The sequence below is a fragment of the Dyella sp. genome (assembly GCF_036746095.1).
GTDB lineage: Bacteria > Pseudomonadota > Gammaproteobacteria > Xanthomonadales > Rhodanobacteraceae > Dyella_B.
Genome location: NZ_DAIOEU010000006.1, coordinates 1 through 20,293 on the forward strand (window position 1 = coordinate 1; position 20,293 = coordinate 20,293).

Here is a 20,293-nt window from a genome sequence, read left to right on the forward strand (position 1 = left end):
CACCACGCGCCCGTAGCTCAGCCGGATAGAGTAGTGGCTTCCGAAGCCATTGGTCGGGGGTTCGAATCCCTCCGGGCGCGCCATTTCGCACACTGCCGTTCTTGCTGCGCGATCCAGCATGGTTTGTCCGTTTGGACAAACGTCGATGGACGTCCAGGGTGCACGACCCCGCTACCGTGCCAGCAACCAAGCCATGCCAAGGAATTGGGCCAATAGCTTGCGCGCGAGGGTTACCGCAGTTCCGCCAGAAGTTGTTTCACACGTGCTGCGATGTCATCGCGGACAGCGCGATAGCCCTCATCGTCCATATGCTTGGGGTCGGGAAGACCCCAGTCTTCGCGGCGTTTTGCGGGTACCCACGGACAACTGTCGCCACAACCCATGGTAATGACTGCGTCGAATTGGCCAGCGACATCATCCAGCGACTTGGAGGCATGCGCTGTCAGGTCATAGCCGAGTTCATCCATGAAGCGGATTGCTTTCGGGTTGATAACCCCCGAGGGCTTGGACCCTGCACTGTACGCTTCGACACCGTCGCCGCCGTAGATATGCGCGAAAGCTTCAGCCATCTGGCTGCGATTGGAGTTTTCGATGCAGACGAATAGAACGCGTTTCATAACGCGTTATCCAGAGGCTTGATCATGCCGGCCACGTTGCCGCCCTTGCCTTTTCAGCAGCAGCCGGACTGTGGCGAGCAGCAACTCGATCCCTTGTCCACCTTGGGCTTCACCGTTCGAACGTCAGGCGAACAGGTTGAGCCATCCGTAGCGCAGGCAGAATCTCCCGCGTAGTACGTCGTGGCATCGCCCTTGGTGTGGAACGTTTCCCAGCGCGTGCCCTGGGGGTCCTCGGTCCAGAGCTTGTCGGACCGCGCATAGCAACAGACGGTTGCTTCTTCGGGGATGACCGTACCGCCCGCCTCATCCAGCCGATGGCCTAACTCGGCAAGGTCGCTCTCACTTTCGACTTGAATACCAAGATGATCGATGCCCGGCGCTCGCCCGGTGTTGGAAATGGCGAAATTGACCCGCGGGTTGTCGAGCATCCACTTGGCATAATCCTGCTTGAGCACCGTCGGCTCAGCAGCGAACAATTCCGAGTAGAACCGTACGCTGGAAGGCAGATCGGCGACATTGAGATGCACGTGGAAGCGATTCATCGAGATGCTCCTGTTTTGCGTGGGACGCATGGGGTGGCGGGAACGCAGCTGACTTTGCCTTCGCAACAATTTTCTGTGAGATAACCGAGCAGCTCATTCATCTGGAGATAGTTTGCGCGGACACGAATGACCCGTCCTTCGCGCTGGTCATTGACCAGTGCAGCCGCCCGGAGAATGTTGAGATGTGCGGTGAGCGTCGCCGGAGGGAGGTCCAGGTGCTCGCGAAGTTCGCCGACGGACATGCCCTCAGGGCCCGCCTGAACGAGACGACGGAATGCCGCCAGTCGTGATTCATGGCTGAGCGCGCCAAGTACCTCTAACGCCGTTTCGGTCTTCATAATTCCATAGTTCCAGAAAAATGGAATTAAGTCAATCGGCGACTTTGCCATGTTTTTCCGCTCAGCCGTAAGTACGCATCGAAGTCTTTAAAGAGACGCGGCTACTTGCTGGCCGGACAAACCATGATGGATCGCGCAGCTGCGCGTTCAGCCATCCGTTGGGCGCACCTTCGAAACCGACGGGAAAGCACATCAGCTTCCCGCCCGTCGTTGCTCGCGTGTCGCTCGCCATCTTGGCAAGATGCCGCTTTGACCTGAAGGCGGCTCTGGATGATCAGCAGATATCGGCTATTCGTTTGCTCGGTTTTGCTGCTTTGGGCGAGCGCAGGACAACCCGTTTTGGCTTCTTCTTTCGACACGGCAAAGCCGCTCGCGCAAGCGTTGAAAGACCTTGCATCCCGCGCTCGCCCTGGCTTGCTGGGCGTCACCGTGCTTGATCTGGATACCGGTGCACGGGCGCGGATCAATGCAGCCCGCGCTTATCCGATGATGAGCGTCTTCAAGGCACCCGTGGCCGCCACCGTGCTTGCGCAAATCGACGACGGACGTCTCTCGCTCGCGCAAGCGGTAACCATAACGCGTGCTGACGTCGTGGGCGGTTCCGCTGTTCCCTCCATAGGTGCGCACTTTCGCGGTGACCGCATGACGTTCACAGTCAACGAACTGCTGACGGCCGCGATAAGCGAAAGCGACAACACGGCTGCTGACGCACTGGTCCGGCTGGTGGGCGGCCCGAAGGTGGTCACGGCGTTTGTGCGTGCGCATGGCATTGGCGGCATGCGCGTGGATATGGACGAAGCGGGCGTCGATCGGGTTTTCGATGGCACCGCGCACGGCGAGCAGATTCCTGCCGACGAAACCGCGCAGCAATCGCTTGCGCGACTTCGCCGAGGCTACCGCGATTATCTCAGCGATCCGCGCAATCGCAGTACGCCCGATGCGGCGGCCGAATTTCTACAGCAGCTTTGGAAAGGCCAGTTGCTGTCGGCGACCTCGACGCGGCAGCTGTTGGAGCTGATGTACAAGCAGGCGATTCCTCGCCGCTTGCGCGCCGGTCTGCCGGAAGGCGTGCGCCTGGCCGATAAATGCGGAACCTCGGTGTCGTTCGAAGGCAAAACGGCTGCGTATAACGACATCGGCATCATGAGCTGGCCAAACGGCCACACGGTTGTCGTTGCCGCGTTCCTTACCGGCTCGCGCGCGGACAAGGCAGCGCGGGATGCCATCTACGCCGACATTGCCAAGGCGGTATCGAGCGATGCATCGGAAACAACTGTTCGGCAGTAGTAGTAAAGGCTGCCAGTTCTCATTTTGTAGCGATGGCGTTGCGTGCGTAGGCATGGCTGCTCTGGCTTGCCGCCATCCTCAGAAAGCCATTGCATTCATGCGACGACAGCCTGCGCCACAATGCGCGAGCTGTCCCATCCCCGGCGTCATTGACGACGTCCATCTTTCGTAAGGATATGGAAAGTGTGCTGGGGTCCGGCGGCTTGCAACATCGTGGAAGATACTAGGCCCCGGCTTTCGCCGGGGCGACGATGCATCGTGCCGCGTTACGTCATCGCTGCTACGACGGCGCCGTTGCGATCGGTGGAATCGACAGCCGCAAACAAGCCGTTCGCTTCGGCCACCGTGAACATCCTATCGCCCATCGTGTCGTAACGGCCTTTGTCGATCGCTTCGGCTGCCATGCGCGCCAGATGCGCCAGCGCTGCCTGCATCGGGCCACAGCCCAGGCTGATTCGACGCACGCCGTGCTCGCCGAGTGCCCGTGACGATGGCGCGCCTGGATAGCCGGCGTAGATATTGAGCGGCACCGGCAATGAGCGAGCCAGTGTGGCGATGTCATCAAGATCGGCCAAACCGGGAACGAAGATGCCATCGGCACCCGCATCGATATAGGCGAGTGCGCGTAAGCGTGTTTCTTCCAGCTTGGCGGTGGCGTGCAGGGCTTGAGAGAAATACGTGTCGATGCGTGCGTTGATGAACAGCCGCAGGTCGTGATCGCGCGCAATCGTCCGCGCACAGGCAATGCGTGCGCTGAGCACGGAGGGATGCGCCAGTGTTTGCGTGCCGGGCAGGGTGCCGTCCTCCATATTGATGCCCACCACGCCAAGCTGGATCAGTGCCGCCACCAAATCGCCGGTGTCTTGCGCCTCACGTCCATAGCCGCGTTCGATATCCACGGTGACCGGCGCCTTCACCGCCCGGCAGATGCGCTTGCAGCCAGCCAGCAGTTGCTGCACGGGCATCTGCTCGCCATCGCGATACCCCAGCGACCAGGCCATGCCCGCGCTGGTGGTGGCAATCGCCTTGGCGCCGGCATTTTCGATCACTCGTGCGCTGGCAACGTCCCACGCATTGGGCAGCATCAGCGGCGCTGGGCCGTCATGCAGTCGATGGAAGGATTCGGCACGTTCTTTTTGCTCGCGATTCATGCGCTTGACCTGTGTCCACGCCCGCTTGTCGGGCGTGCAAAGCAGACCATGGAATGGGCCGGGTGCGCTGTCAAAATCTTTAGCCGTTGCCGCGCGGCACAGGCAAAACCCGTGGCGGGCTTGTTAAGCTGAAATCCCGATGAAGCAGAAGTAACGCGCCGCCATGTCGGAGCTCAGCTCCAAAATGCTGTTGTCGACGGAGTCGTTGACGCTGCGTAACGTCCATTGCACCGGCACTTGCCGCCATCGCAGCGTGGAAGAGTGCGCATCCGCCACGCAGTTGGTCTTCCCCTATCGCGGGCTGTACCTCCGTCACGTCGGGCAGGAGCAGGCCGTGGCGGACGCCAACCACGTGTTGTTCTTCAATGCGCAAGAAGGCTATCAGGTCAGCCACCCGCTGGACGGCGGCGATGCCTGCCTGTCGTTGCAGCTGGACCAGGCACTGCTGGAGGAACTGGCGCCGAAGCCATTGTTACAGGCCGATGCCGATGTGGCGTTCCGTGCACAATCGCAGCGCATCGATGCACGTGCGCAGGCGCTGGTGGCGTTGCTGCGCCATGGCCTGGAGCACGGCAGCATCGATCCGCTGGAAGCCGAGGCACTGGTGCTCACCATGGTTGCGCGCAGCCTCGGACCGCGCACCTCGCGGCAGCCTGCTTCGACGCATGCGCGCCGACGGCTTGCCGATCGCGTGAAGGTGCTGCTGGCCGGCGACCTTTCGCGACGCTGGACGCTTGCCGAGATCGGCAAGGAAATCGGCGGCTCGCCGGTCTACCTCACACAGGTATTCCGGCAGGTCGAGGGCATGCCGTTGTACCGCTATCAATTGCAGTTGCGCCTGGCGCGTTCGCTCGATCTCATCCAGCACTACGACGATTTGTCGGCGTTGGCCTTGGCGCTTGGCTTTTCAAGCCACAGCCATTTCACCAGCGCGTTCCGCCAGGCCTACGGCCGATCGCCGGCCGAGTTTCGCCGCACCTCCAGCCGCCCTTCAAACGCCTAAAGAATTCGACAGCGCTCCGGTTTGCCGAATGATTTCCTGTACGTACCCGTTGACGGGTCACATCAGGAGAAAGTCATGAACGAGAAAACCTGCGCCGTGTGCGACTACGCGCTGGACGACAATGCTGTCCAGGTCACCATCGGTGGTCGCGTGGTGGAAGTGTGCTGCGAGGAATGCGCGCAAAAGCTTCGCGAAGCCAGTGCGAAGGGTAGGGCGTAACAGGTATTCCGGCCAAGCATTGCGATACCTGCGAATAACGCTGCCCTCCCTTGCTTCCACGGAGGGGAGCGTTGTTCGATACAAGCCCCTTGCGGCGAAGACCGGAGTACTTTCGGCACGCGAAGCTGCGTCCTTACCTGCGCATGCTCACGTTGGGCTGGCTTTCCGATTCGTTGTCGTGCAGGCATAGGGGGGCTTATGGCTAATGCCGGTTCGGAACGGTTTTCCCCGCGGACGCTGGCAAGAATCGTCGGCGTCGTTTCGCTGATAGGTATCGTGACCGGTGCGTTCGACATCGGCTACGTACGCAACGCATTGATCGTGCCCGGCGATGCCGTGGCGACCATGCAGCATATTGCCGCGCACGAAACGTTGTTCCGGTTGGGGTTTGCCGCCCATATCGTGCTGCTGTTGTGCAATGTGCCGGATGAAGTCATCAGCTTCATTCTGTTCCGGCGGGTCAACGGCGTGGTGGCGGCCGTTGCGATGAGTTGCGGCCTGATCGGCACCGCCATCGAAGGCCTCGACATGGTCAACGCGTACATGCCGTTGAAGCTTGCGGCCGAGAGCAGTGCCATGGCGGTGTTCAGCCCGGCACAGTTGCAGGCCATGTCCTATCTCTCGCTGCAATTGCAGGACACCGGTCTGCTCATTTCCTTTGTCTTTTACGGACTGGATGAAATACTCGCCGGCTATTTGATTTTCCGCTCCGGCTTTTTGCCGCGGATCATCGGCGTGCTGCTCGCCATGTCCGGCTTCTGTTATTTCTCCGACGGCTTTCTCAGTTTTATTTCCCCCGCGTTGCAGGAGTGGCTGCTGCCTTACCTGCTTTTTCCCTGTTTGCCTGGCGAAGGTTCGCTGGCGCTGTGGCTCGCCATCGTCGGCTTGAATGTCGACAACTGGCGTGCATGGGCCACGAACCCGCGCACGGCAAGCTGGATGCCCTGAGAGCCAGTTCTCACGCCGCCTGCCAAGGGCTAATGTAGACAGGCCAATAAGGGGGCTGTTATGGAAAGACAGGAACAGGCGGGGCCCATGCCACGTCATGGCAAGCAAGAAGAGAGCGTGCTTTGGCTGACGATGGCCGACGGCCAGCGGTTGTTTCTGCGCGATTGGCCGCGGCATCAGACGCATCATGCCGTGTTGATCGTGCATGGGCTGGGCGAGCACAGCGGGCGTTATGAAGCGCTGGCGCAGTGGTTCCTGGCGCACGGCTATGCGGTGCGCAGCTACGACCAGCGCGGACACGGCCGCACGCCGGGCCAGCGTGGTGCGTTGCGCCGCAGTGACGATTTGCTGAGCGACCTGGCCACGGTCTACGAACACTATTCGGCCAGTCTCGGGCGGCCGCCCTTGCTACTGGGTCATAGCATGGGTGGCCTGGTTGCCGTGCGGACAGTACTCGATGGCCGCGTGGAACCGCCCGGGCTGGTGCTGTCGTCACCGGCTTTGCGTCCCTATCAGGCGCCCTGGTTGCGTCGGCTGGCTGCCGTACTGGCACGCGTGCTTCCGAACCTGCCGCTGCGCAACGGCTCGCCGCTGGATGCCTTGTCGCACGATGCAAAAGTGATCGACGCCTACCGCATCGATCCGTTGTGCTCGCGCTCGGTAACACCGCGTCTGGCCGACTTCATTTTCCGCGCCGGTGCGTCGAGCATTGCCGATGCGTGGCGATTGCGCGTACCGACGCTGTTGCTGGCCGCCGGCAGCGATCGCCTGGTGGATCCCTCGGGTAGCCGCGATTTCTCAAATGGTGCGTGGGCGACAAAGCAACTTACCGCCCGCTTCTTCGATACCTTGTTCCATGAGCTGTTCAACGAAACCGAGACCGGGCGGCACCAGGTGTTGGCGCAATTGCTCGAATGGTTGCGGCGCACCCATCTCTAGCGGTATGCGTAGGCTGGGAGGCGATCCCGGCTTCCCGCTCCAGCCCGCGCCAGCGATCAGGGCAGCGATTTGCGGTAAACGACAAAACCCGATTTCTCCGCCAACGTGTCGTACAGCTGCATGGCGGTGGCATTCGTTTCGTGCGTATGCCAATACACGCGCCGGCAGCCCGCTGCCTCGGCCGCCCGATAAACCGCCTCGATCAGGGCGCGGCCTACGCCCTTGCCGCGGGCCGGCTCGCTGGTGAAAAGATCCTGCAGATAGCAGCTGGGTTCGATCTGGATGGTGCTGCGGTGGAACAGGTAATGCGCCAGGCCAAGCAGGTTCCCGTCCTGTTCGGCCACCAGTGCATGGACCGGTTCGTAGGCGTCGAAGAAGCGCTGCCACGTTGTCTGGACGATGTACATCGACAGCGCCGTCGAACCGCTCCTGCCATAGAAGGCGTTGTAGCCTTCCCATAAAGGCAGCCAGGCGGAAAAATCCGCTTCTTCAACCGGCCTGATCGTATGGGGCTTGGTCATGCGGCATTCCCGGAAGGATCGATGGTCAACAACGTGCAACTTGTGTTCGACGGCATGCTACAGGATCGATCGTGGCAGCAGCCGGATCAATGGTGCCGGCGCATCGACATGCTCGAGCGACTGGAAAGCTGGCTCGTCCACCATGGCGATGCCGGGGAATGCGCGCTTAAAAGCCGCATCGAAGACCTGGTGCGCGAACTGGAAACGATCAATCAGCAGTTCTATCAATCCCTTCGCCAGGACATCCAGCAAGGCCGCGGTGCAGCCAGCCTGCTGCAGTGGGCAGCGGCCACGCCTCACGATGGCGACGACGAAAGCTACGATCCACTGGATACCCTGGTCAGCGGCGTGCTCGATCTTGCCGAGCCCGGTGAGGTGCTCGATCTGGCAGCGGAAATGGTGTTCTACCAGCCCACGCCGGCACGGCATGTCTTCGATTTCATCAAGCGTGCGTCGATCACGGTGAACGATACCGTTGTCGACCTTGGTGCGGGGCTGGGACATGTCGCGCTGCTGACAGCTATTTGCACGCCCGCGCGCTGCATCGGCATCGAGTGGCAGCGCGCTTATGTCGCGAGTGCACGGCAATGCGCGCAGGCCTTGAACATCCGCAACGCTACATTCCTGGCGCAGGATGTGCGCGAGGCGCGCTTGTCGGAAGGCACGCTGTTTTATCTGTACACGCCGTTCACCGGCGCCATGCTGCGTAGCGTGCTGGACATGCTGGCGTGTGAAGCCAGGCATCGCACCATCCGGCTTTGCAGCCTGGGACCTGGTACGGCGGTGATTGCTCAAGAACCGTGGTTGTCGACCGACGCCTGCACTCCGCACCGGCCTGCGTTGTTCCACAGCCGTTAGCCGCGTTTTGAAGCAATAAAAAAGCCGCAGCGCCCCGCGGCGCTGCGGCCCAGATCCACATCATGTCGAGTTGTCTATCGTTATGGGCGCGGGCCTCGGCGTATGCCGCCAAAGATCAGCGACAGCACGAACAGAATGACGAAGACCACGAACAGGATCTTCGCAATACCCGCCGCCCCGGCGGCAATACCGCCGAAACCGAACACGGCGGCGATGATAGCGATGATGAAAAATACGGCGGCCCAGTAAAGCATGGCAATCTCCATCCGAATCGATTGAGTAGCCGGGCGCGTTAGTGCGTTCGGCGTTACTGATTCGACCAATGCACCCGTGAAAGACGCGTACGCGCGGTGTACGTGCGGCCTAGGCAATTCAGCGAGGTGAAGATCTTGGATGGCAGGCGTGCAGGCGCGGTATGGGTGGCGTGCAATGCACGTTACCAGGCTGGCAATGCCTTACGGCGAGTCCTTAGGCAAGTCGCCGATCATCTGCATCGCCAGCCCGTCGTAGTTGTAGTCAAAGTGGTGATCGCCCGGCTTCACATACACCTTCACCCACTTGGGCAGCTTGGGATCGTTGCAGACGGTGTCGTCGCCATCGTCGCGGCCGTAATAGCAAACCAATGGCGGCTTGTCCTGTAGCGCCTCGATCGGCGGCAGGGCCGGATAGTGCGGCACCGGGTTGATCCATTGCTTGGCTTCCTGCAGGTGCGTCTTCAGCCAGTTCTCGCGCACCATGATGTAGCCTTCCATTTCGATCTCGAAGTTCACGTCCTGACTGGGCGAGAGCAGCACCATTTGCGTGATGCGCGCGCGATTGGCGGGGCTGAGCTTGTTGACGATGGTGGGCAGCACGTCTGCGCCGAACGAGAAGCCGATCAGCCACACCTTCTGCTTGTGCAGCTGCGTGGTGTAGTGGTTGATCAGCGCATCGAGGTCGTGTGCGGATTCTTCCGGCGAACGCATGCGCCAGTAATAGTCCAGGCAGCTGATGCCGAGCACCGGCACGCCATGCGCCTGCAAGCGCTTGCCGAGCTCCTGGTCCAGATCGCGCCAGCCGCCGTCGCCGGAATAGAAAATCGCCACCACGTCATCGTGGCCGGCCGGCGCCTGTGTGGTGGGCATCAGCTTGACGGTGGCGTCTTCCAGGCTGGGATGCGGGAAAGGTTTCCAGATGGCCAGCACCGCGATGATCGCCAGCACGATCACCACCACCGCAATACGCAACTTCATCGACGCACGACTCCGCTTAAGCCGCCTGAGATCAGGCTGGCGACATTGGTGAGCACCACCGGCAACGCAATGCCGCCCGGGGCTGCCAGGTACCGCGACTCCCACTCCGGGTCGAACTTGTCCTTGTAGCGGTGCAGGCCCTGGAAATTATAGAAGCGCTCGCCACGCCCGAAGATGAGCGCGCCGAAGCGGTTCCACAGCGGTGCCTGGCGGCGGCTCTGCAAGCCCGACAACGGCGCCATGCCGAGGTTGAACCAACGATAGCCCTGCGCCTTGGACCACTGCATCAGTTCCACGAACAGGTAATCCATCAGGCCTGGCGGTGCATCCGGCAGATAGCGCATCAGGTCGACCGAGGCTTCTTCCATGCTGTCGGTGAGAAGCACGTTGGCGAAGGCCACCATTCTGTCGTTCTGCCACACCACGGCCATCGGCGTGCGTGCGAGATAGCGCTCATCGAATGCGCCGAGCGAAAAACCTTTTTCGCGCACGCGCTTTTCGCGCAGCCATGCGTCTGAGATCGGTTTGAGCTGCGGCAGCAGGGCCGGGACTTGCGCCTGCGGCACGATCTCCATGCGCACGCCATCGCGCGCGAGCTTGTTCACGGTATTGCGCAGCACTTTCTTCGATTTGCCGTCGAGGCTGAATTGCTCCAGCCGTACGCGCGCTTCTTCGCCGATCTTCAGCAGGCTCATGCCCACTTCGAGATAAAGATCAAGATCGTCCGGAGTGACCTGGTAGAACACCGGCCAACCGCCGCCGCGCTCGCAACGTTCGCGGAACGTCCACACCAGTTCCTGCCGCGCACGATCGTCGCGGCCGACCGGGTCGCCCATCGCCACCCAGCTGCGCCCTTCGACGGCATACATGATGAAAGCCTTGCCGTCCGGGTCGAACAACAGGCTCTTGTCGCGCATCAGTGCCAGGTGGGCCTGGGCGGAGTGGTACTGCTTGAGCAGCGGCAGTGCGCGCGCCAGTTCCGCTTCGTCGGGCAGGGTGGGGCGCGAGCGCGCCGAGCGGATCAGCGTGGTGAGCGCAAACAGGAAAGCTACGCCGGTCGCGCCGACCAGTGCACGCAGCGCGCGCGGCGCATTGCCGTGGTAGAAGCTGAATTGCCACCACAAGTCATTGCGGTATTCCACGTGCTGGTAGCTGAAAAGCACCAGCCACACCGTGCAACCCAGCACCGTTGCGCAGGCGAGCAGCCAGCCGAACGAGAACGTGATGTCGAACAGCGATGCGCGGCGATAGAACAAACGATGTGCCGGCGCGAGCGCGATCGCGAGCAGCACCAGCAAGCCCGCTTCTTCGTAGTCGATGCCTTTGAGCAATGACGCCACCGCGCCGGCCAGCAGCAGCACCAGCGTCAACCAATAGGCCGCATCGAGCCGGCGCTGCAGGCCGCGCGCCAGGATCAACAGCGACATGCCGATCACGCTGTTGAGGAAGTGCGAAATCTCCATCACCGGCAGCGGCAACAGATCGCTCAACAGTTCCAACCGGCCCGGCAGCACGGCGGTTGCGCCGGAGAACAGCAGTATCGCGCCGGAAACCAGCGTGAGTCCGGCGAAGAACGGCGGCAGCAATCCGTTGAACCAGGGCGTGAGCAGCGTTGCCTGGCGCAATCCGCGCGCTTCGCGGATGACGACGACCACGGTCGCGGCGCACAGCGGCAGCAGGTAGTAGACGCCGCGGAACGCGGCGAGCGCACCGAGGATCGGCGCCGACAAGGCTTGATTGCCGGTCGCCCCGAAGCCTGCCAGCATCACCGCTTCGAACACGCCCAGTCCGCCGGGCACGTGGCTGATCAGGCCGGCGATCTGCGCCAGCGCAAAGATCGCCAGGAACGAACCGAAGTGCAGCGCCAGCGAATCGGGCATCAGCGCATACAGCACGGCGGCGGCCAGCCCCCAGTCGAGCGCACCGACGAACACCTGGCGCAGCCCCACGGACACCGACGGCAATTGCACCTTCCAGCGCCACAGCTTGATCGGTCGCCGCAGCAGCGCTCCGCCAACCAGCCATAGCAAAGGAATCAGGCACAGCGCGATACCCAGCAGCAAGTGCCAGCGAGCCAGCGGAAGCCCTAAGGGAATCGGCACCAGCAGCAGCGTTGCGCCGGTGATGGCGAACAGGCCCAGCCAGAAACTGAGCGTGCAGAACAGCACCACCTTGGCGACATCCAAGGTCGACAAGCCGGCCTGGATATAGAAGCGATAGCGGATCGAACCGGATACCAGCATCGCCATGCCCAGCGTATTGCTGAAGGCATAGCTGATGAAGGAGATCAGCGCCACGCGCCGTTTCGGCAGCGTGCGGCCGATCGAATGGAGCGCGAACAAGTCATACAGCGGCATCACCGCATAGCCGAGCGCGGTCAGCACGATCGCCTGCCCGATGCGTCCGCGGCGCAGCCGATGCATGTATTCGCCCACCTGGTGATAGCTCACCTCGCCGGCCAGCCGATACAGCGCCCACAACGCCAGGCACAGCATCAGCACCGACAACACCGGGCCGGCGAATCGACGCAGCCACACCGGACCGGTGCGGTTGAGGGCGTCTTCTTGGCTAAGGACTTCGGCCCCGCCTTGCTGCTCCACGCTGCTACTGCCTCGCCTCTCGATTCCCCAGGCCGCGATGGTGCCATACATGGCATGACAGGCAGTAACTGGCGGCCTGCCATCGCGGAGTGTCGATCACACGTTTCCATCAAAGCAAAGGGCGCTCCGTTCGGAGCGCCCTGCATCCAGCTTGCCGGTAAGGCTCAGCCCTTCTTGATTTCGAACGTCTTGCTGGCCGCCTGCTTGCCGTCCACCGAGATGTCCACCTTGTACTTGCCTTCCGGCCACAGGTCCGGGTTCTTCATGCTGAAGGTGGTGGTGCTCGGGCTATCGGCGATGATCGACTGGCTGGTGCTGACGATCATCTGGTTCTTGTCCAGATAGGTCCACTTGGCGTTGAGCGTGGCGCCCGGCGTGTTGCCGGTGGTGTCGACGCTTACGTAGATGGTTTTCTGGGTCGGCGAGAAGGCGGTCATGTCCTTCCTCACCTTGTGGTCGGTATTGACGGAATCGCCCAGCGTCACGCTGCTGACCTGGAAACCGTCGGCGGCGGGAGCCGGTGCCGCTGCGCTGGCCGGGGCAGCGGTGCTGGCCGGGGCGGGTGCGGTGCCCGGATGGGCGGGAGTCGCGGCCGTGGTGCTCGGCGCCGGCTGCGCGGCGGTGCTGGCGGGGGCCGGTGCGGTACTCGGGGCAGCCGGCTGGTTGGCGGGCTGCTGCTCGTTCTTGCCGCAGGCGCTGAGCGCCAGCAGGCCAGCCAATGTCACGCAGTAAAAGGCGGCGGAACGTGCGGAAAGTGTCATGTGCGGGATTCCGAAATGATAAATAGCGTTACCGGTAAACCGGGCGGTATCGAGGCAACTGCCAAGGCTAGCGCCAGCGATCTGAAGTGCCGATGACCGGGATAGGGATGCTCGGATGCATTCTGTGCAGGCGTCACCGTTCCTGTCTGTTCGCAGATCACAGGGCCATCGGCGAAGGCAGACTGGTCGTCTATCGAGACGATGGCCCTGTGAGATGCGGACAGACAGGAACGGCCCGAAAGGTGATGTCCGGAAGGCCCGCAGGCTGCGCCGCACGGCTTGAACAGACAACCCGTCTGCTCTGCGCCGCGCACCCTGCGGGCCTTCTGGACATCATGCCGCCTACGCAGAATGCATCCGAGCATCCCTAAGAGTGTACCCGGTCAATCCGTTTATTGACGCACTCCGCGAGCATTGCCCGGCAGCGCCTTGTCCGTGCTGCGGAAAGGATTGATGTCCAGGCCGCCGCGGCGCGTGTAGCGCGCGTACACGCTGAGCCGCTCGGGTGCGCAGTGCTTCATCACGTCGATGAAGATGCGCTCCACGCATTGCTCGTGGAATTCGTTGTGGGTGCGGAACGAAACCAGGTAGCGCAGCAGGCCGTCGCGATCGATCGGCGCGCCACGGTAGGCGATCTGCACACTGCCCCAATCGGGCTGGCCGGTGACGGGGCAATTGGAGCGCAACAGGTCGCAAACCAGGCTTTCTTCGACGATGCCGGCCTGCGCATCGGCGCGCAGGTATTCCGGGTGCGGTGGCCCGTAGTGATCGATCGCCACCGGTAGTCCATCGATCGACTCGCCTTCCAGATCGGCGAACGTAAGCTGCGCGATACGCGGCGGGCGGACCGTCACGGTCACGACCGCACCGGCTGCGCGGGTGAGGTCCTGCTGCAACAGCGCGCTCAGCGCCGCGACGTTGGCGAGCGGCTCCTGCGCGAAACCGTTGAGGTAAAGCTTGAACGACTTGGACTCGATGATGTTCGGCGAGTTTGCCGGCACGTGGAATTCGGCCACGCCCACCATCGGCTTGCCGTGCATGTCCAGCCATGACAGCTCATAGGCGTTCCAGATGTCCACGCCCTGGAACGGCAGTGGCTCGCTGACGCCGATTTCGTCGCGCTTGGCCTGGCGTGGAATGGCGAACAGCAGGGAAGGGTCGTAGCGGTCGGCGTAGACGGTGTGCTTGCCGAGGGGGGAGTGTTCGGGAGTGCTCATGCGCACATTGTAATGCCCCTTTCCCGTCACCCCGGCGAAGGCCGGGACCTAGTGACTTCGGGGATCTAAAAAGTCATTGGGCCCTGGCCTTCGCCAGGGTGCCGATGTTCAGCGCGTACTCCCGCAAACCGCCACCGCCTCCACCTCAAGCCACACCGCCGGCTGAAACAGCTTCGCCACCTGCACCACCGAACTGGCCGGCGCATGGTCCGCAACGATGTATTGATCGCGCACCTCCCGATACACCGGCAGGTCGCGCGAAATATCCACGAAGAACGCGGTGAGCTTCACCAGCCGGTCGAACCCGCTGCCACCGGCGGCAAGCACGCTGCCGAGATTGGCGAACACCTGCTCGGCCTGCATGCGAAAATCGCCCGTGCCCACCAGTTCACCCGCAGGCCCCAGCGGCACCTGGCCGGATACGAACAGCAGATGGCCAACCCGGACACCGGCATGCAGGCCCGGGAAGGCAAACAGATCGTCCGGCTGGATGCGCACGATCGTGTCCATCGCGGCTTACCGGCCGATATGCGCCATGCCGGCGGGGGCATAGCGCGCACCGGCGATGGCCTCCGTGGGGAAGATGCGATCGATCGAGGCCAGCTCTTCCTTGCTCAGCGCGACGTCGAGCGCGCCGATATTTTCGTCCAGCCGCGAACGCTTGCGCGTACCCGGAATCGGCACGATGTCCTGCCCTTGCGCAAGCACCCAGGCCAGGGCGAGTTGTGCCGGCGTGCAGCCTTTTTCCGCGGCAAGCGTTTCCACCTGCTTCACCAATTGCAGGTTGCGCGCGAAGTTCTCGCCCTGGAAGCGCGGACTGTTGCGGCGAAAATCATCCGCCTCGAAATCGTCGGGCGTGGTGATCGCACCGGTGAGAAAACCACGGCCCAGCGGCGAATACGCCACCAGCGTGATGCCCAGCCTGCGGCAGGTGGCCAGCGTATCGTTTTCCTGCACGTCGCGCGTCCACAACGAAAGTTCGTTCTGCAGTGCGTTGATGGTGTGCACCTTGGCCGCGCGCTCGATGGTTTGCGGCGCGGCTTCCGACAAGCCCAGGTACCGTACCTTGCCGGCCTTCACCAGTTCGGCCATCGCGCCGACGGTTTCCTCGATCGGCACCTTCGGGTCCACGCGATGCTGGTAATACAGGTCGACGTGATCCACGCCAAGGCGCTTCAGGCTGGCATCGCAACTGGCGTGCACGTATTCCGGGCGGCCGTTGACGTCACGGAAGCCCGGGTTCGACGGATCGCGCACGATGCCGAACTTGGTGGCCAGGAACACCTGCTCGCGGCGCCCCTTGATCGCCTTGCCGACCAGTTCCTCGTTGGTGTGCGGACCGTACACGTTGGCGGTATCCAGCAAATTCATGCCACGGTCCAGCGCGTGGTGGATGGTGGCGATGGATTCGGCCTCATCGGCGGCGCCATAGAACTCGCTCATGCCCATGCAGCCCAGGCCAATGGCGGAAACCTGGGGACCGTTCTTGCCGAGTGTGCGTGTTTGCATGCTTGTCGTCTCGCGGCGGGAGGGGGAGGAAAACCCATCCATCATCGGCCGATGCCGCCCCCTGATAAATGCTCAATAATGAGCTTCACTATTTCATCGAGATCAACAATCCATGGACCGCCTCGATGCCATGCGCCTGTTCACGCGGATCGTCGAATTGGCCAGTTTCACCGCCGCGGCCGATGACCTGAACCTGCCGCGCGCCACCGTCACCCACACCATCAAGCGGCTGGAAGCGCACCTGGGTACGCAACTGCTGCAGCGAACCACGCGCCGCGTGCGCACCAGCCGCGATGGCGAAGCGTATTACCGCCACTGCGTGCGGCTGCTCGCCGACGTCGACGCGGTGGAAGCGGATTTTCGCCAGGCTGCGGTGCAGCCGCGCGGACGATTGCGCGTGGACCTGCCCACCCAGCTGGCCAAGCTGTGGGTGATTCCGGCACTGCCCGCCTTTTTCGCGCGCTATCCGATGCTGGAGCTGGACATCGGCACTGGCGATCACTTCGTGGATCTGTTGCGCGAAGGCGTCGATTGCGTATTGCGCGCGGGCAATTTGTCCGACTCCGGATTGGTCGGCCGGCGTGTCGGCGCGCTGGAGCAAGCCACCGTGGCCAGCGCCGAGTACGTGCGTCGACATGGCATGCCGCGCAACCTGGCGGACCTGCAGGATGGCCATTACGCGGTGAACTGGGCATCGCCCACCACGCATCGCGTGGAACCGCTGGAGTTCATGGTCGGTCGCAAGCGGCGCGAAGTGAGCTTGCCGGGACGCATCACCGTCAGTGGCGTGGAAGCCTATCGCGGCTGTTGCGAGGCGGGCTTGGGCATTGCGCAATTTCCGCGTTATCACCTGGCGGGTGCGTTGGCGAACGGGCAGCTGAAGGAACTGCTGCCTGCAACACCGCCGCCTTCGCTGCCGATCACGGTGTTGTATCCGCCGCATCGGCAGATGCCGGCGCGCTTGCGCGTGTTTGTCGACTGGCTGGTCGAAGTGATGGGCAAGCAGTTGTAGGTTGGGCGGGTGGAACGCGAACCAACATCGCAGAGTCTTGCAGGCCAAGTTACATACGGAGGCTTATCCCCGCGGGAAACCATGTCGAGGAGCAAGCGTGCCCATGGTCTCACGCGTAAGCGGTGCACCCGCCGCAGCCAATGCAGCTCGCTGCTGTGCCAAAGGCAGCCGCAGGATGCTTTCCTCCAGGCGCGCCAGTGTCTGGAACGGCGGCAGCGCGAGCATGCGCTGCACGAACGCGGCGGTGCGCGGCCAGCGTTCCGCATCCACGGCATGGCGCACGAACGACGCCGTGCGGAAATAGCACGCGATGCTGATGTCGGCGATGGACAACTCGCCGAAGATGAAACCTTCCGCCGGCAATTGCGTTTCCAGGTAATCGAGTGCGGCCGGCACGTCGACCTCGCGTGCACGTTGCACGATGGCTTCGTCGGTCGGCTCCTTGAAGACGTGCTTGCGGATGGCCAGCTGATAGAACAGCCGCCAGATCAGCCCATCCGCCAGGTAAGTATCTGCATATTCCTCCAGCCAGCGCGCCTTGGCGCGTTGCCCGATATCCGCGGGATAAAGCGAGGGCCGTGGATGCCTGTCCTCCAGGTATTGGCAGATCACGCTGGAATCGTTGAGCACCAGTTCGCCGTCGATCAGCACCGGAATGCGCCGCAACGGACTGATGCGGCTGAAGTCGTCATTGCCGATGAAGGGCGTGATCGGGTCGATCTCGTAAGCCAGTCCTTTCAGCTCCAGGCACACCAGCACTTTGCGCACATAGGGCGAAATGTAGTTGCCAATAATGCTGTAGCGCTGCGACATACGCTTGGCTCTCAGTGAACAGGCCGATAGCGACATAGCGTACAAGCCTTCGTGCTGCATGCGCACAAACAGGCAAGCGTTTCAGGGACCTTTGGCAGGGGTGGGGACCCCGCCACAACCATTACGATCAGGGGTCGTGACAGATTGGGGGCGGCCGCCTGCGCGGCCATTCGTTTTTCATGGGAGCAAACATGCATTCGACAACCGGCACGTCGCGCCTGTACGGCGCATTGATGTGCGGCCTGCTGGCCCTGGGCTGCGCGAGCGGCGCCACCGCCGCAGGCCGTACGCTTACCGCGCAAGATTACCGCCAGGCCGAGCGCTACATGCCGTACAACGCCACGCCATTGGTCGATCACATGGTCAGCACCGTGCATTGGCTGGACGGCACGCACTTCTGGTACGTCGACCATGACGCCAGCGGCGATCACTACCTGCGCATGGATGCGGCCAACGGCAAGGCCGAGCCGTTGCTCGACCAAGGCAAGTTCGCCGCCGCGCTGGCCAAGGCCGGCAAGAAGGACGTCAAGGCGGACAAGCTGCGCATCAGCGATTTTCGTGTCGCCGCCGATGGGCGTGACGAGATCACCATCGGCGACACGCATTACTTGTGCGATCTGAAAGCCGCCGGCAATTGCGTCGATCGCGCCACCGTCGTGAAGACCGGCAAGGAGCCCGGCGTGCTGTCGCCGGACCGCAAGCAGGAAGCCTTCATCCGCAACTGGAACCTGTGGGTGCGCGACGTCGCTACCGGCAAGGAAACCCAGCTCACCACCGATGGCGTGGAAAATTTCGGCTACGCCACCGACAACGCCGGCTGGAAGCACACCGACAAAGCGATCCTGGAATGGTCGCCGGATTCCAGGCACATCGCGACGTTCCAGCAGGACCAGCGCAAGACCGGCGACATGTACCTGGTCACCACCAAGCTGGGCCATCCGGAACTGCAGTCGTGGAAATATCCGCTGGCGGGCGACAAAGACATCACCATGATCGAACGGGTGATCATCGACGTGCCCACGCATAAAGTGCTGCGCTTGAAGATGCCGCCGGACCAGCACCGTTCCACCTTGTGCGACGACGTGATCTGCGGCGAAGACGGCGGCTGGGATGACGTGAAGTGGGCGCCAGACAGCAAGACGCTCGCCTTCGTGTCGACCTCGCGCGATCACAAGCACGAAACCTTCCGCATCGCCGATGCAAAAACCGGCGAAGTGCGCACGGTCTTCCACGAGGACGTCCCTACCTATTACGAAAGCGGCAACGGCGCCGTGAACTGGCGCTACCTGCCGGAAACGAACGAAGCGATCTGGTTCAGCGAGCGCAACAATTGGGGCAACCTCTATCTCTACGATCTCGGCAACGGCCAGCTCAAGCGCGCCATCACCACCGGCCAGGGCAACGTCACTGAAATCCTGAAAGTGGATGCGAAGACGCGCACCGTGTGGTTCCGCGGCGTGGGCCGCACGCCGGGCGTCAATCCGTACTACCAGCAATTCTGGAAGGTGAGCCTGGATGGCGGCGAGCCGGTGCTGCTCACGCCCGAACCGGCCGACCACATCATCACCATATCCGATGACGGCAAGTACTTCGTCGACAGCTACTCCACCACCGCCAAACCGCCGGTTGCCGTGCTGCGCGATGCCGGCGATGGCCGCACCGTCGCGACCGTCGCCACTACCGACATCAAGCGGCTATTGGACACCGGCTGGCAGCCGCCGGAACAGATCGTGGTGAAGGCGCGCGACGGCAAGACCGATCTGTATGGCCTGATGTTCAAGCCCACGCATTTCGATGCGACGAAGAAATATCCGATCGTCGACTACGTCTATCCCGGTCCGCAGACCGGTTCGGTAAGAACGTTCGGCTTTGCCGCCTCCGACTACGACAACCAGTCGCTGGCGGAACTGGGCTTTGTGGTCATCGCGGTCGATGGCATGGGCACGCCGTGGCGCTCCAAGGCGTTCCACGATGCGTGGTACGGCAACATGGGCGACAACACGCTGCCGGACCAGGTCACCGCCATCAAGCAGCTCGCCCAGCGCTATCCGTGGATCGATCTGGAGCGCGTCGGCATCTGGGGCCACTCCGGCGGTGGCAACACCACGGCGGATGCCATGTTCCGCTACCCGGACTTCTTCAAGGTTGGCTGGGCCGAAAGCGGCAACCACGACAATCGCGAATACGAGGACGATTGGGGCGAGAAGTGGCAGGGCCTGCTGGTCACCAACAAGGACGGCACCAGCAATTACGACAACCAGGCTAACCAGCTGATCGCCAAGGATCTCAAGGGCAAGCTGATGCTGGTACACGGTTCGATCGACGACAACGTGCCGCCGTACAGCACCTTCCTGGTGGTGGATGCGCTGATCAAGGCCAACAAGGACTTTGACATGTTGATCCTGCCCAACATGCATCATGGCTATGCGGCCGATACGCCGTACGTCACGCGGCGCCGCTGGGATTACTTCGTGCAATACCTCGCCGGCGATACGCCGCCGAAGGAATACGCACTCAAGCCCTGGCCCTGGCGCTAATGCGGTGAAGGCGGGCAACGGAGCAAAGCTTGTGAGCTGCGTTGCCTTGATATCGTCGCCCCGGGGCTTCGCCGGGGCGACGGCTTGGTAGCGTTGCATTTGCAGGCAGGCATTTCGCCTTGCGACAGCGATACTTAATCAGTGTGGCCTTAAAGAACAGAACCCATTCTCCCGACAGCAGTGCACATT

The 20,293-nt window shown here is 62.4% G+C and carries 21 protein-coding genes and 1 tRNA gene; 9 read left to right on the forward strand and 13 right to left on the reverse strand.

Annotation, left to right across the window (positions count from 1 at the left end; all coding sequences use genetic code 11):
* Nucleotides 1-6: 6 nt before the first annotated feature.
* Nucleotides 7-83 (forward strand) — tRNA-Arg (locus V7M64_RS04415).
* Between the two features lie 147 nt (nucleotides 84-230).
* Here the strand turns inward: V7M64_RS04415 and V7M64_RS04420 are convergent.
* From V7M64_RS04420 to V7M64_RS04430, 3 genes are read right to left on the reverse strand one after another with little or no spacing between them, the layout of a single operon-like run.
* Nucleotides 231-617: an arsenate reductase ArsC gene (locus tag V7M64_RS04420; protein WP_333677322.1), complete on the reverse strand. Its 387-nt coding sequence runs from the start codon at nucleotides 615-617 to the stop codon at nucleotides 231-233.
* Nucleotides 618-670: 53 nt separating this feature from the next.
* Nucleotides 671-1,159, reverse strand: coding sequence for an ArsI/CadI family heavy metal resistance metalloenzyme (locus V7M64_RS04425; RefSeq protein ID WP_333677324.1), 489 nt, complete (start codon nucleotides 1,157-1,159; stop codon nucleotides 671-673).
* Nucleotides 1,156-1,548: a metalloregulator ArsR/SmtB family transcription factor gene (locus V7M64_RS04430; protein WP_333677326.1), complete on the reverse strand. Its 393-nt coding sequence runs from the start codon at nucleotides 1,546-1,548 to the stop codon at nucleotides 1,156-1,158. Before V7M64_RS04430 ends, V7M64_RS04425 begins: the two co-directional genes overlap by 4 nt.
* A gap of 288 nt (nucleotides 1,549-1,836) precedes the next feature.
* Here V7M64_RS04430 and bla point away from each other — a divergent pair, with 288 nt between their 5' ends.
* On the forward strand, nucleotides 1,837-2,784 hold the full coding sequence (gene bla / locus V7M64_RS04435) for a class A beta-lactamase (protein ID WP_333677328.1): 948 nt from the start codon (nucleotides 1,837-1,839) through the stop codon (nucleotides 2,782-2,784).
* Between the two features lie 266 nt (nucleotides 2,785-3,050).
* Here the strand turns inward: bla and V7M64_RS04440 are convergent, their stop codons facing one another.
* Entirely contained in the window at nucleotides 3,051-3,935 is an 885-nt protein-coding gene (locus V7M64_RS04440) for an isocitrate lyase/phosphoenolpyruvate mutase family protein (RefSeq protein ID WP_333677330.1), read from the reverse strand.
* A 163-nt stretch (nucleotides 3,936-4,098) separates the two neighbouring features.
* Between V7M64_RS04440 and V7M64_RS04445 the strand changes: the two genes are divergently transcribed.
* From V7M64_RS04445 to V7M64_RS04460, 4 genes are all read left to right on the forward strand, one after another.
* On the forward strand, nucleotides 4,099-4,938 hold the full coding sequence (locus tag V7M64_RS04445; RefSeq protein WP_333677332.1) for an AraC family transcriptional regulator: 840 nt from the start codon (nucleotides 4,099-4,101) through the stop codon (nucleotides 4,936-4,938).
* Nucleotides 4,939-5,013: 75 nt separating this feature from the next.
* Nucleotides 5,014-5,157: a hypothetical protein gene (locus V7M64_RS04450; RefSeq protein ID WP_333677333.1), complete on the forward strand. Its 144-nt coding sequence runs from the start codon at nucleotides 5,014-5,016 to the stop codon at nucleotides 5,155-5,157.
* Nucleotides 5,158-5,355: 198 nt separating this feature from the next.
* Nucleotides 5,356-6,105, forward strand: a complete 750-nt coding sequence (locus V7M64_RS04455; RefSeq protein WP_333677335.1) for a DUF4386 domain-containing protein — start codon at nucleotides 5,356-5,358, stop codon at nucleotides 6,103-6,105.
* An 87-nt stretch (nucleotides 6,106-6,192) separates the two neighbouring features.
* Nucleotides 6,193-7,044 (forward strand): lysophospholipase, encoded by an 852-nt coding sequence (locus tag V7M64_RS04460; RefSeq protein ID WP_333677336.1) that lies wholly within the window; start codon nucleotides 6,193-6,195, stop codon nucleotides 7,042-7,044.
* 56 nt (nucleotides 7,045-7,100) lie between these two features.
* On the opposite strand, the gene V7M64_RS04465 is transcribed toward V7M64_RS04460, so the two are convergent.
* Entirely contained in the window at nucleotides 7,101-7,565 is a 465-nt protein-coding gene (locus V7M64_RS04465) for a GNAT family N-acetyltransferase (RefSeq protein WP_333677337.1), read from the reverse strand.
* Nucleotides 7,566-7,586: 21 nt separating this feature from the next.
* Between V7M64_RS04465 and V7M64_RS04470 the strand changes: the two genes are divergently transcribed.
* A complete protein-coding gene (locus V7M64_RS04470) occupies nucleotides 7,587-8,423 on the forward strand; it encodes a class I SAM-dependent methyltransferase (RefSeq protein ID WP_333677338.1) in 837 nt (278 codons plus the stop codon).
* A gap of 80 nt (nucleotides 8,424-8,503) precedes the next feature.
* Here V7M64_RS04470 and V7M64_RS04475 read toward each other — a convergent pair whose 3' ends face one another.
* From V7M64_RS04475 to V7M64_RS04505, 7 genes are all read right to left on the reverse strand, one after another.
* Nucleotides 8,504-8,677, reverse strand: coding sequence for a DUF1328 family protein (locus V7M64_RS04475; RefSeq protein ID WP_324150237.1), 174 nt, complete (start codon nucleotides 8,675-8,677; stop codon nucleotides 8,504-8,506).
* 201 nt (nucleotides 8,678-8,878) lie between these two features.
* Complete coding sequence (locus V7M64_RS04480) at nucleotides 8,879-9,655, reverse strand: AcvB/VirJ family lysyl-phosphatidylglycerol hydrolase (RefSeq protein ID WP_333677339.1); 777 nt, start codon at nucleotides 9,653-9,655, stop codon at nucleotides 8,879-8,881.
* Nucleotides 9,652-12,255: a bifunctional lysylphosphatidylglycerol flippase/synthetase MprF gene (gene mprF, locus V7M64_RS04485; RefSeq protein WP_333677341.1), complete on the reverse strand. Its 2,604-nt coding sequence runs from the start codon at nucleotides 12,253-12,255 to the stop codon at nucleotides 9,652-9,654. Before mprF ends, V7M64_RS04480 begins: the two co-directional genes overlap by 4 nt.
* Nucleotides 12,256-12,419: 164 nt before the next feature.
* On the reverse strand, nucleotides 12,420-13,016 hold the full coding sequence (locus V7M64_RS04490) for a hypothetical protein (RefSeq protein ID WP_333677343.1): 597 nt from the start codon (nucleotides 13,014-13,016) through the stop codon (nucleotides 12,420-12,422).
* 392 nt (nucleotides 13,017-13,408) lie between these two features.
* Nucleotides 13,409-14,233: an NADPH-dependent 7-cyano-7-deazaguanine reductase QueF gene (gene queF / locus V7M64_RS04495; RefSeq protein ID WP_333677345.1), complete on the reverse strand. Its 825-nt coding sequence runs from the start codon at nucleotides 14,231-14,233 to the stop codon at nucleotides 13,409-13,411.
* A 108-nt stretch (nucleotides 14,234-14,341) separates the two neighbouring features.
* Nucleotides 14,342-14,743, reverse strand: a complete 402-nt coding sequence (locus V7M64_RS04500; RefSeq protein ID WP_333677346.1) for a RidA family protein — start codon at nucleotides 14,741-14,743, stop codon at nucleotides 14,342-14,344.
* A gap of 6 nt (nucleotides 14,744-14,749) precedes the next feature.
* Nucleotides 14,750-15,742, reverse strand: a complete 993-nt coding sequence (locus V7M64_RS04505) for an aldo/keto reductase (protein WP_333677347.1) — start codon at nucleotides 15,740-15,742, stop codon at nucleotides 14,750-14,752.
* A gap of 112 nt (nucleotides 15,743-15,854) precedes the next feature.
* Here V7M64_RS04505 and V7M64_RS04510 point away from each other — a divergent pair, with 112 nt between their 5' ends.
* Nucleotides 15,855-16,754, forward strand: coding sequence for a LysR family transcriptional regulator (locus V7M64_RS04510; protein WP_333677349.1), 900 nt, complete (start codon nucleotides 15,855-15,857; stop codon nucleotides 16,752-16,754).
* 63 nt (nucleotides 16,755-16,817) lie between these two features.
* Here the strand turns inward: V7M64_RS04510 and V7M64_RS04515 are convergent, their stop codons facing one another.
* Nucleotides 16,818-17,567: a glutathione S-transferase family protein gene (locus V7M64_RS04515; RefSeq protein WP_333677351.1), complete on the reverse strand. Its 750-nt coding sequence runs from the start codon at nucleotides 17,565-17,567 to the stop codon at nucleotides 16,818-16,820.
* 191 nt (nucleotides 17,568-17,758) lie between these two features.
* Between V7M64_RS04515 and V7M64_RS04520 the strand changes: the two genes are divergently transcribed.
* The gene (locus V7M64_RS04520) at nucleotides 17,759-20,104 is read left to right on the forward strand and encodes a DPP IV N-terminal domain-containing protein (RefSeq protein WP_333677352.1); all 2,346 of its coding nucleotides are present in this window, start codon (nucleotides 17,759-17,761) and stop codon (nucleotides 20,102-20,104) included.
* Nucleotides 20,105-20,293 lie beyond the last annotated feature (189 nt).

Coding starts and splice junctions, on each gene's coding strand:
- V7M64_RS04420 (WP_333677322.1), bottom strand. CDS start 617: ATGAAACGCGTTCTATTCGTCTGCATCGAAAACTCCAATCGCAGCCAG.
- V7M64_RS04425 (WP_333677324.1), bottom strand. CDS start 1,159: ATGAATCGCTTCCACGTGCATCTCAATGTCGCCGATCTGCCTTCCAGC.
- V7M64_RS04430 (WP_333677326.1), bottom strand. CDS start 1,548: ATGGCAAAGTCGCCGATTGACTTAATTCCATTTTTCTGGAACTATGGA.
- V7M64_RS04440 (WP_333677330.1), bottom strand. CDS start 3,935: ATGAATCGCGAGCAAAAAGAACGTGCCGAATCCTTCCATCGACTGCAT.
- V7M64_RS04445 (WP_333677332.1), top strand. CDS start 4,099: ATGTCGGAGCTCAGCTCCAAAATGCTGTTGTCGACGGAGTCGTTGACG.
- V7M64_RS04450 (WP_333677333.1), top strand. CDS start 5,014: ATGAACGAGAAAACCTGCGCCGTGTGCGACTACGCGCTGGACGACAAT.
- V7M64_RS04455 (WP_333677335.1), top strand. CDS start 5,356: ATGGCTAATGCCGGTTCGGAACGGTTTTCCCCGCGGACGCTGGCAAGA.
- V7M64_RS04460 (WP_333677336.1), top strand. CDS start 6,193: ATGCCACGTCATGGCAAGCAAGAAGAGAGCGTGCTTTGGCTGACGATG.
- V7M64_RS04465 (WP_333677337.1), bottom strand. CDS start 7,565: ATGACCAAGCCCCATACGATCAGGCCGGTTGAAGAAGCGGATTTTTCC.
- V7M64_RS04470 (WP_333677338.1), top strand. CDS start 7,587: ATGGTCAACAACGTGCAACTTGTGTTCGACGGCATGCTACAGGATCGA.
- V7M64_RS04475 (WP_324150237.1), bottom strand. CDS start 8,677: ATGCTTTACTGGGCCGCCGTATTTTTCATCATCGCTATCATCGCCGCC.
- V7M64_RS04480 (WP_333677339.1), bottom strand. CDS start 9,655: ATGAAGTTGCGTATTGCGGTGGTGGTGATCGTGCTGGCGATCATCGCG.
- V7M64_RS04490 (WP_333677343.1), bottom strand. CDS start 13,016: ATGACACTTTCCGCACGTTCCGCCGCCTTTTACTGCGTGACATTGGCT.
- queF (WP_333677345.1), bottom strand. CDS start 14,233: ATGAGCACTCCCGAACACTCCCCCCTCGGCAAGCACACCGTCTACGCC.
- V7M64_RS04500 (WP_333677346.1), bottom strand. CDS start 14,743: ATGGACACGATCGTGCGCATCCAGCCGGACGATCTGTTTGCCTTCCCG.
- V7M64_RS04505 (WP_333677347.1), bottom strand. CDS start 15,742: ATGCAAACACGCACACTCGGCAAGAACGGTCCCCAGGTTTCCGCCATT.
- V7M64_RS04510 (WP_333677349.1), top strand. CDS start 15,855: ATGGACCGCCTCGATGCCATGCGCCTGTTCACGCGGATCGTCGAATTG.
- V7M64_RS04515 (WP_333677351.1), bottom strand. CDS start 17,567: ATGTCGCAGCGCTACAGCATTATTGGCAACTACATTTCGCCCTATGTG.
- V7M64_RS04520 (WP_333677352.1), top strand. CDS start 17,759: ATGCATTCGACAACCGGCACGTCGCGCCTGTACGGCGCATTGATGTGC.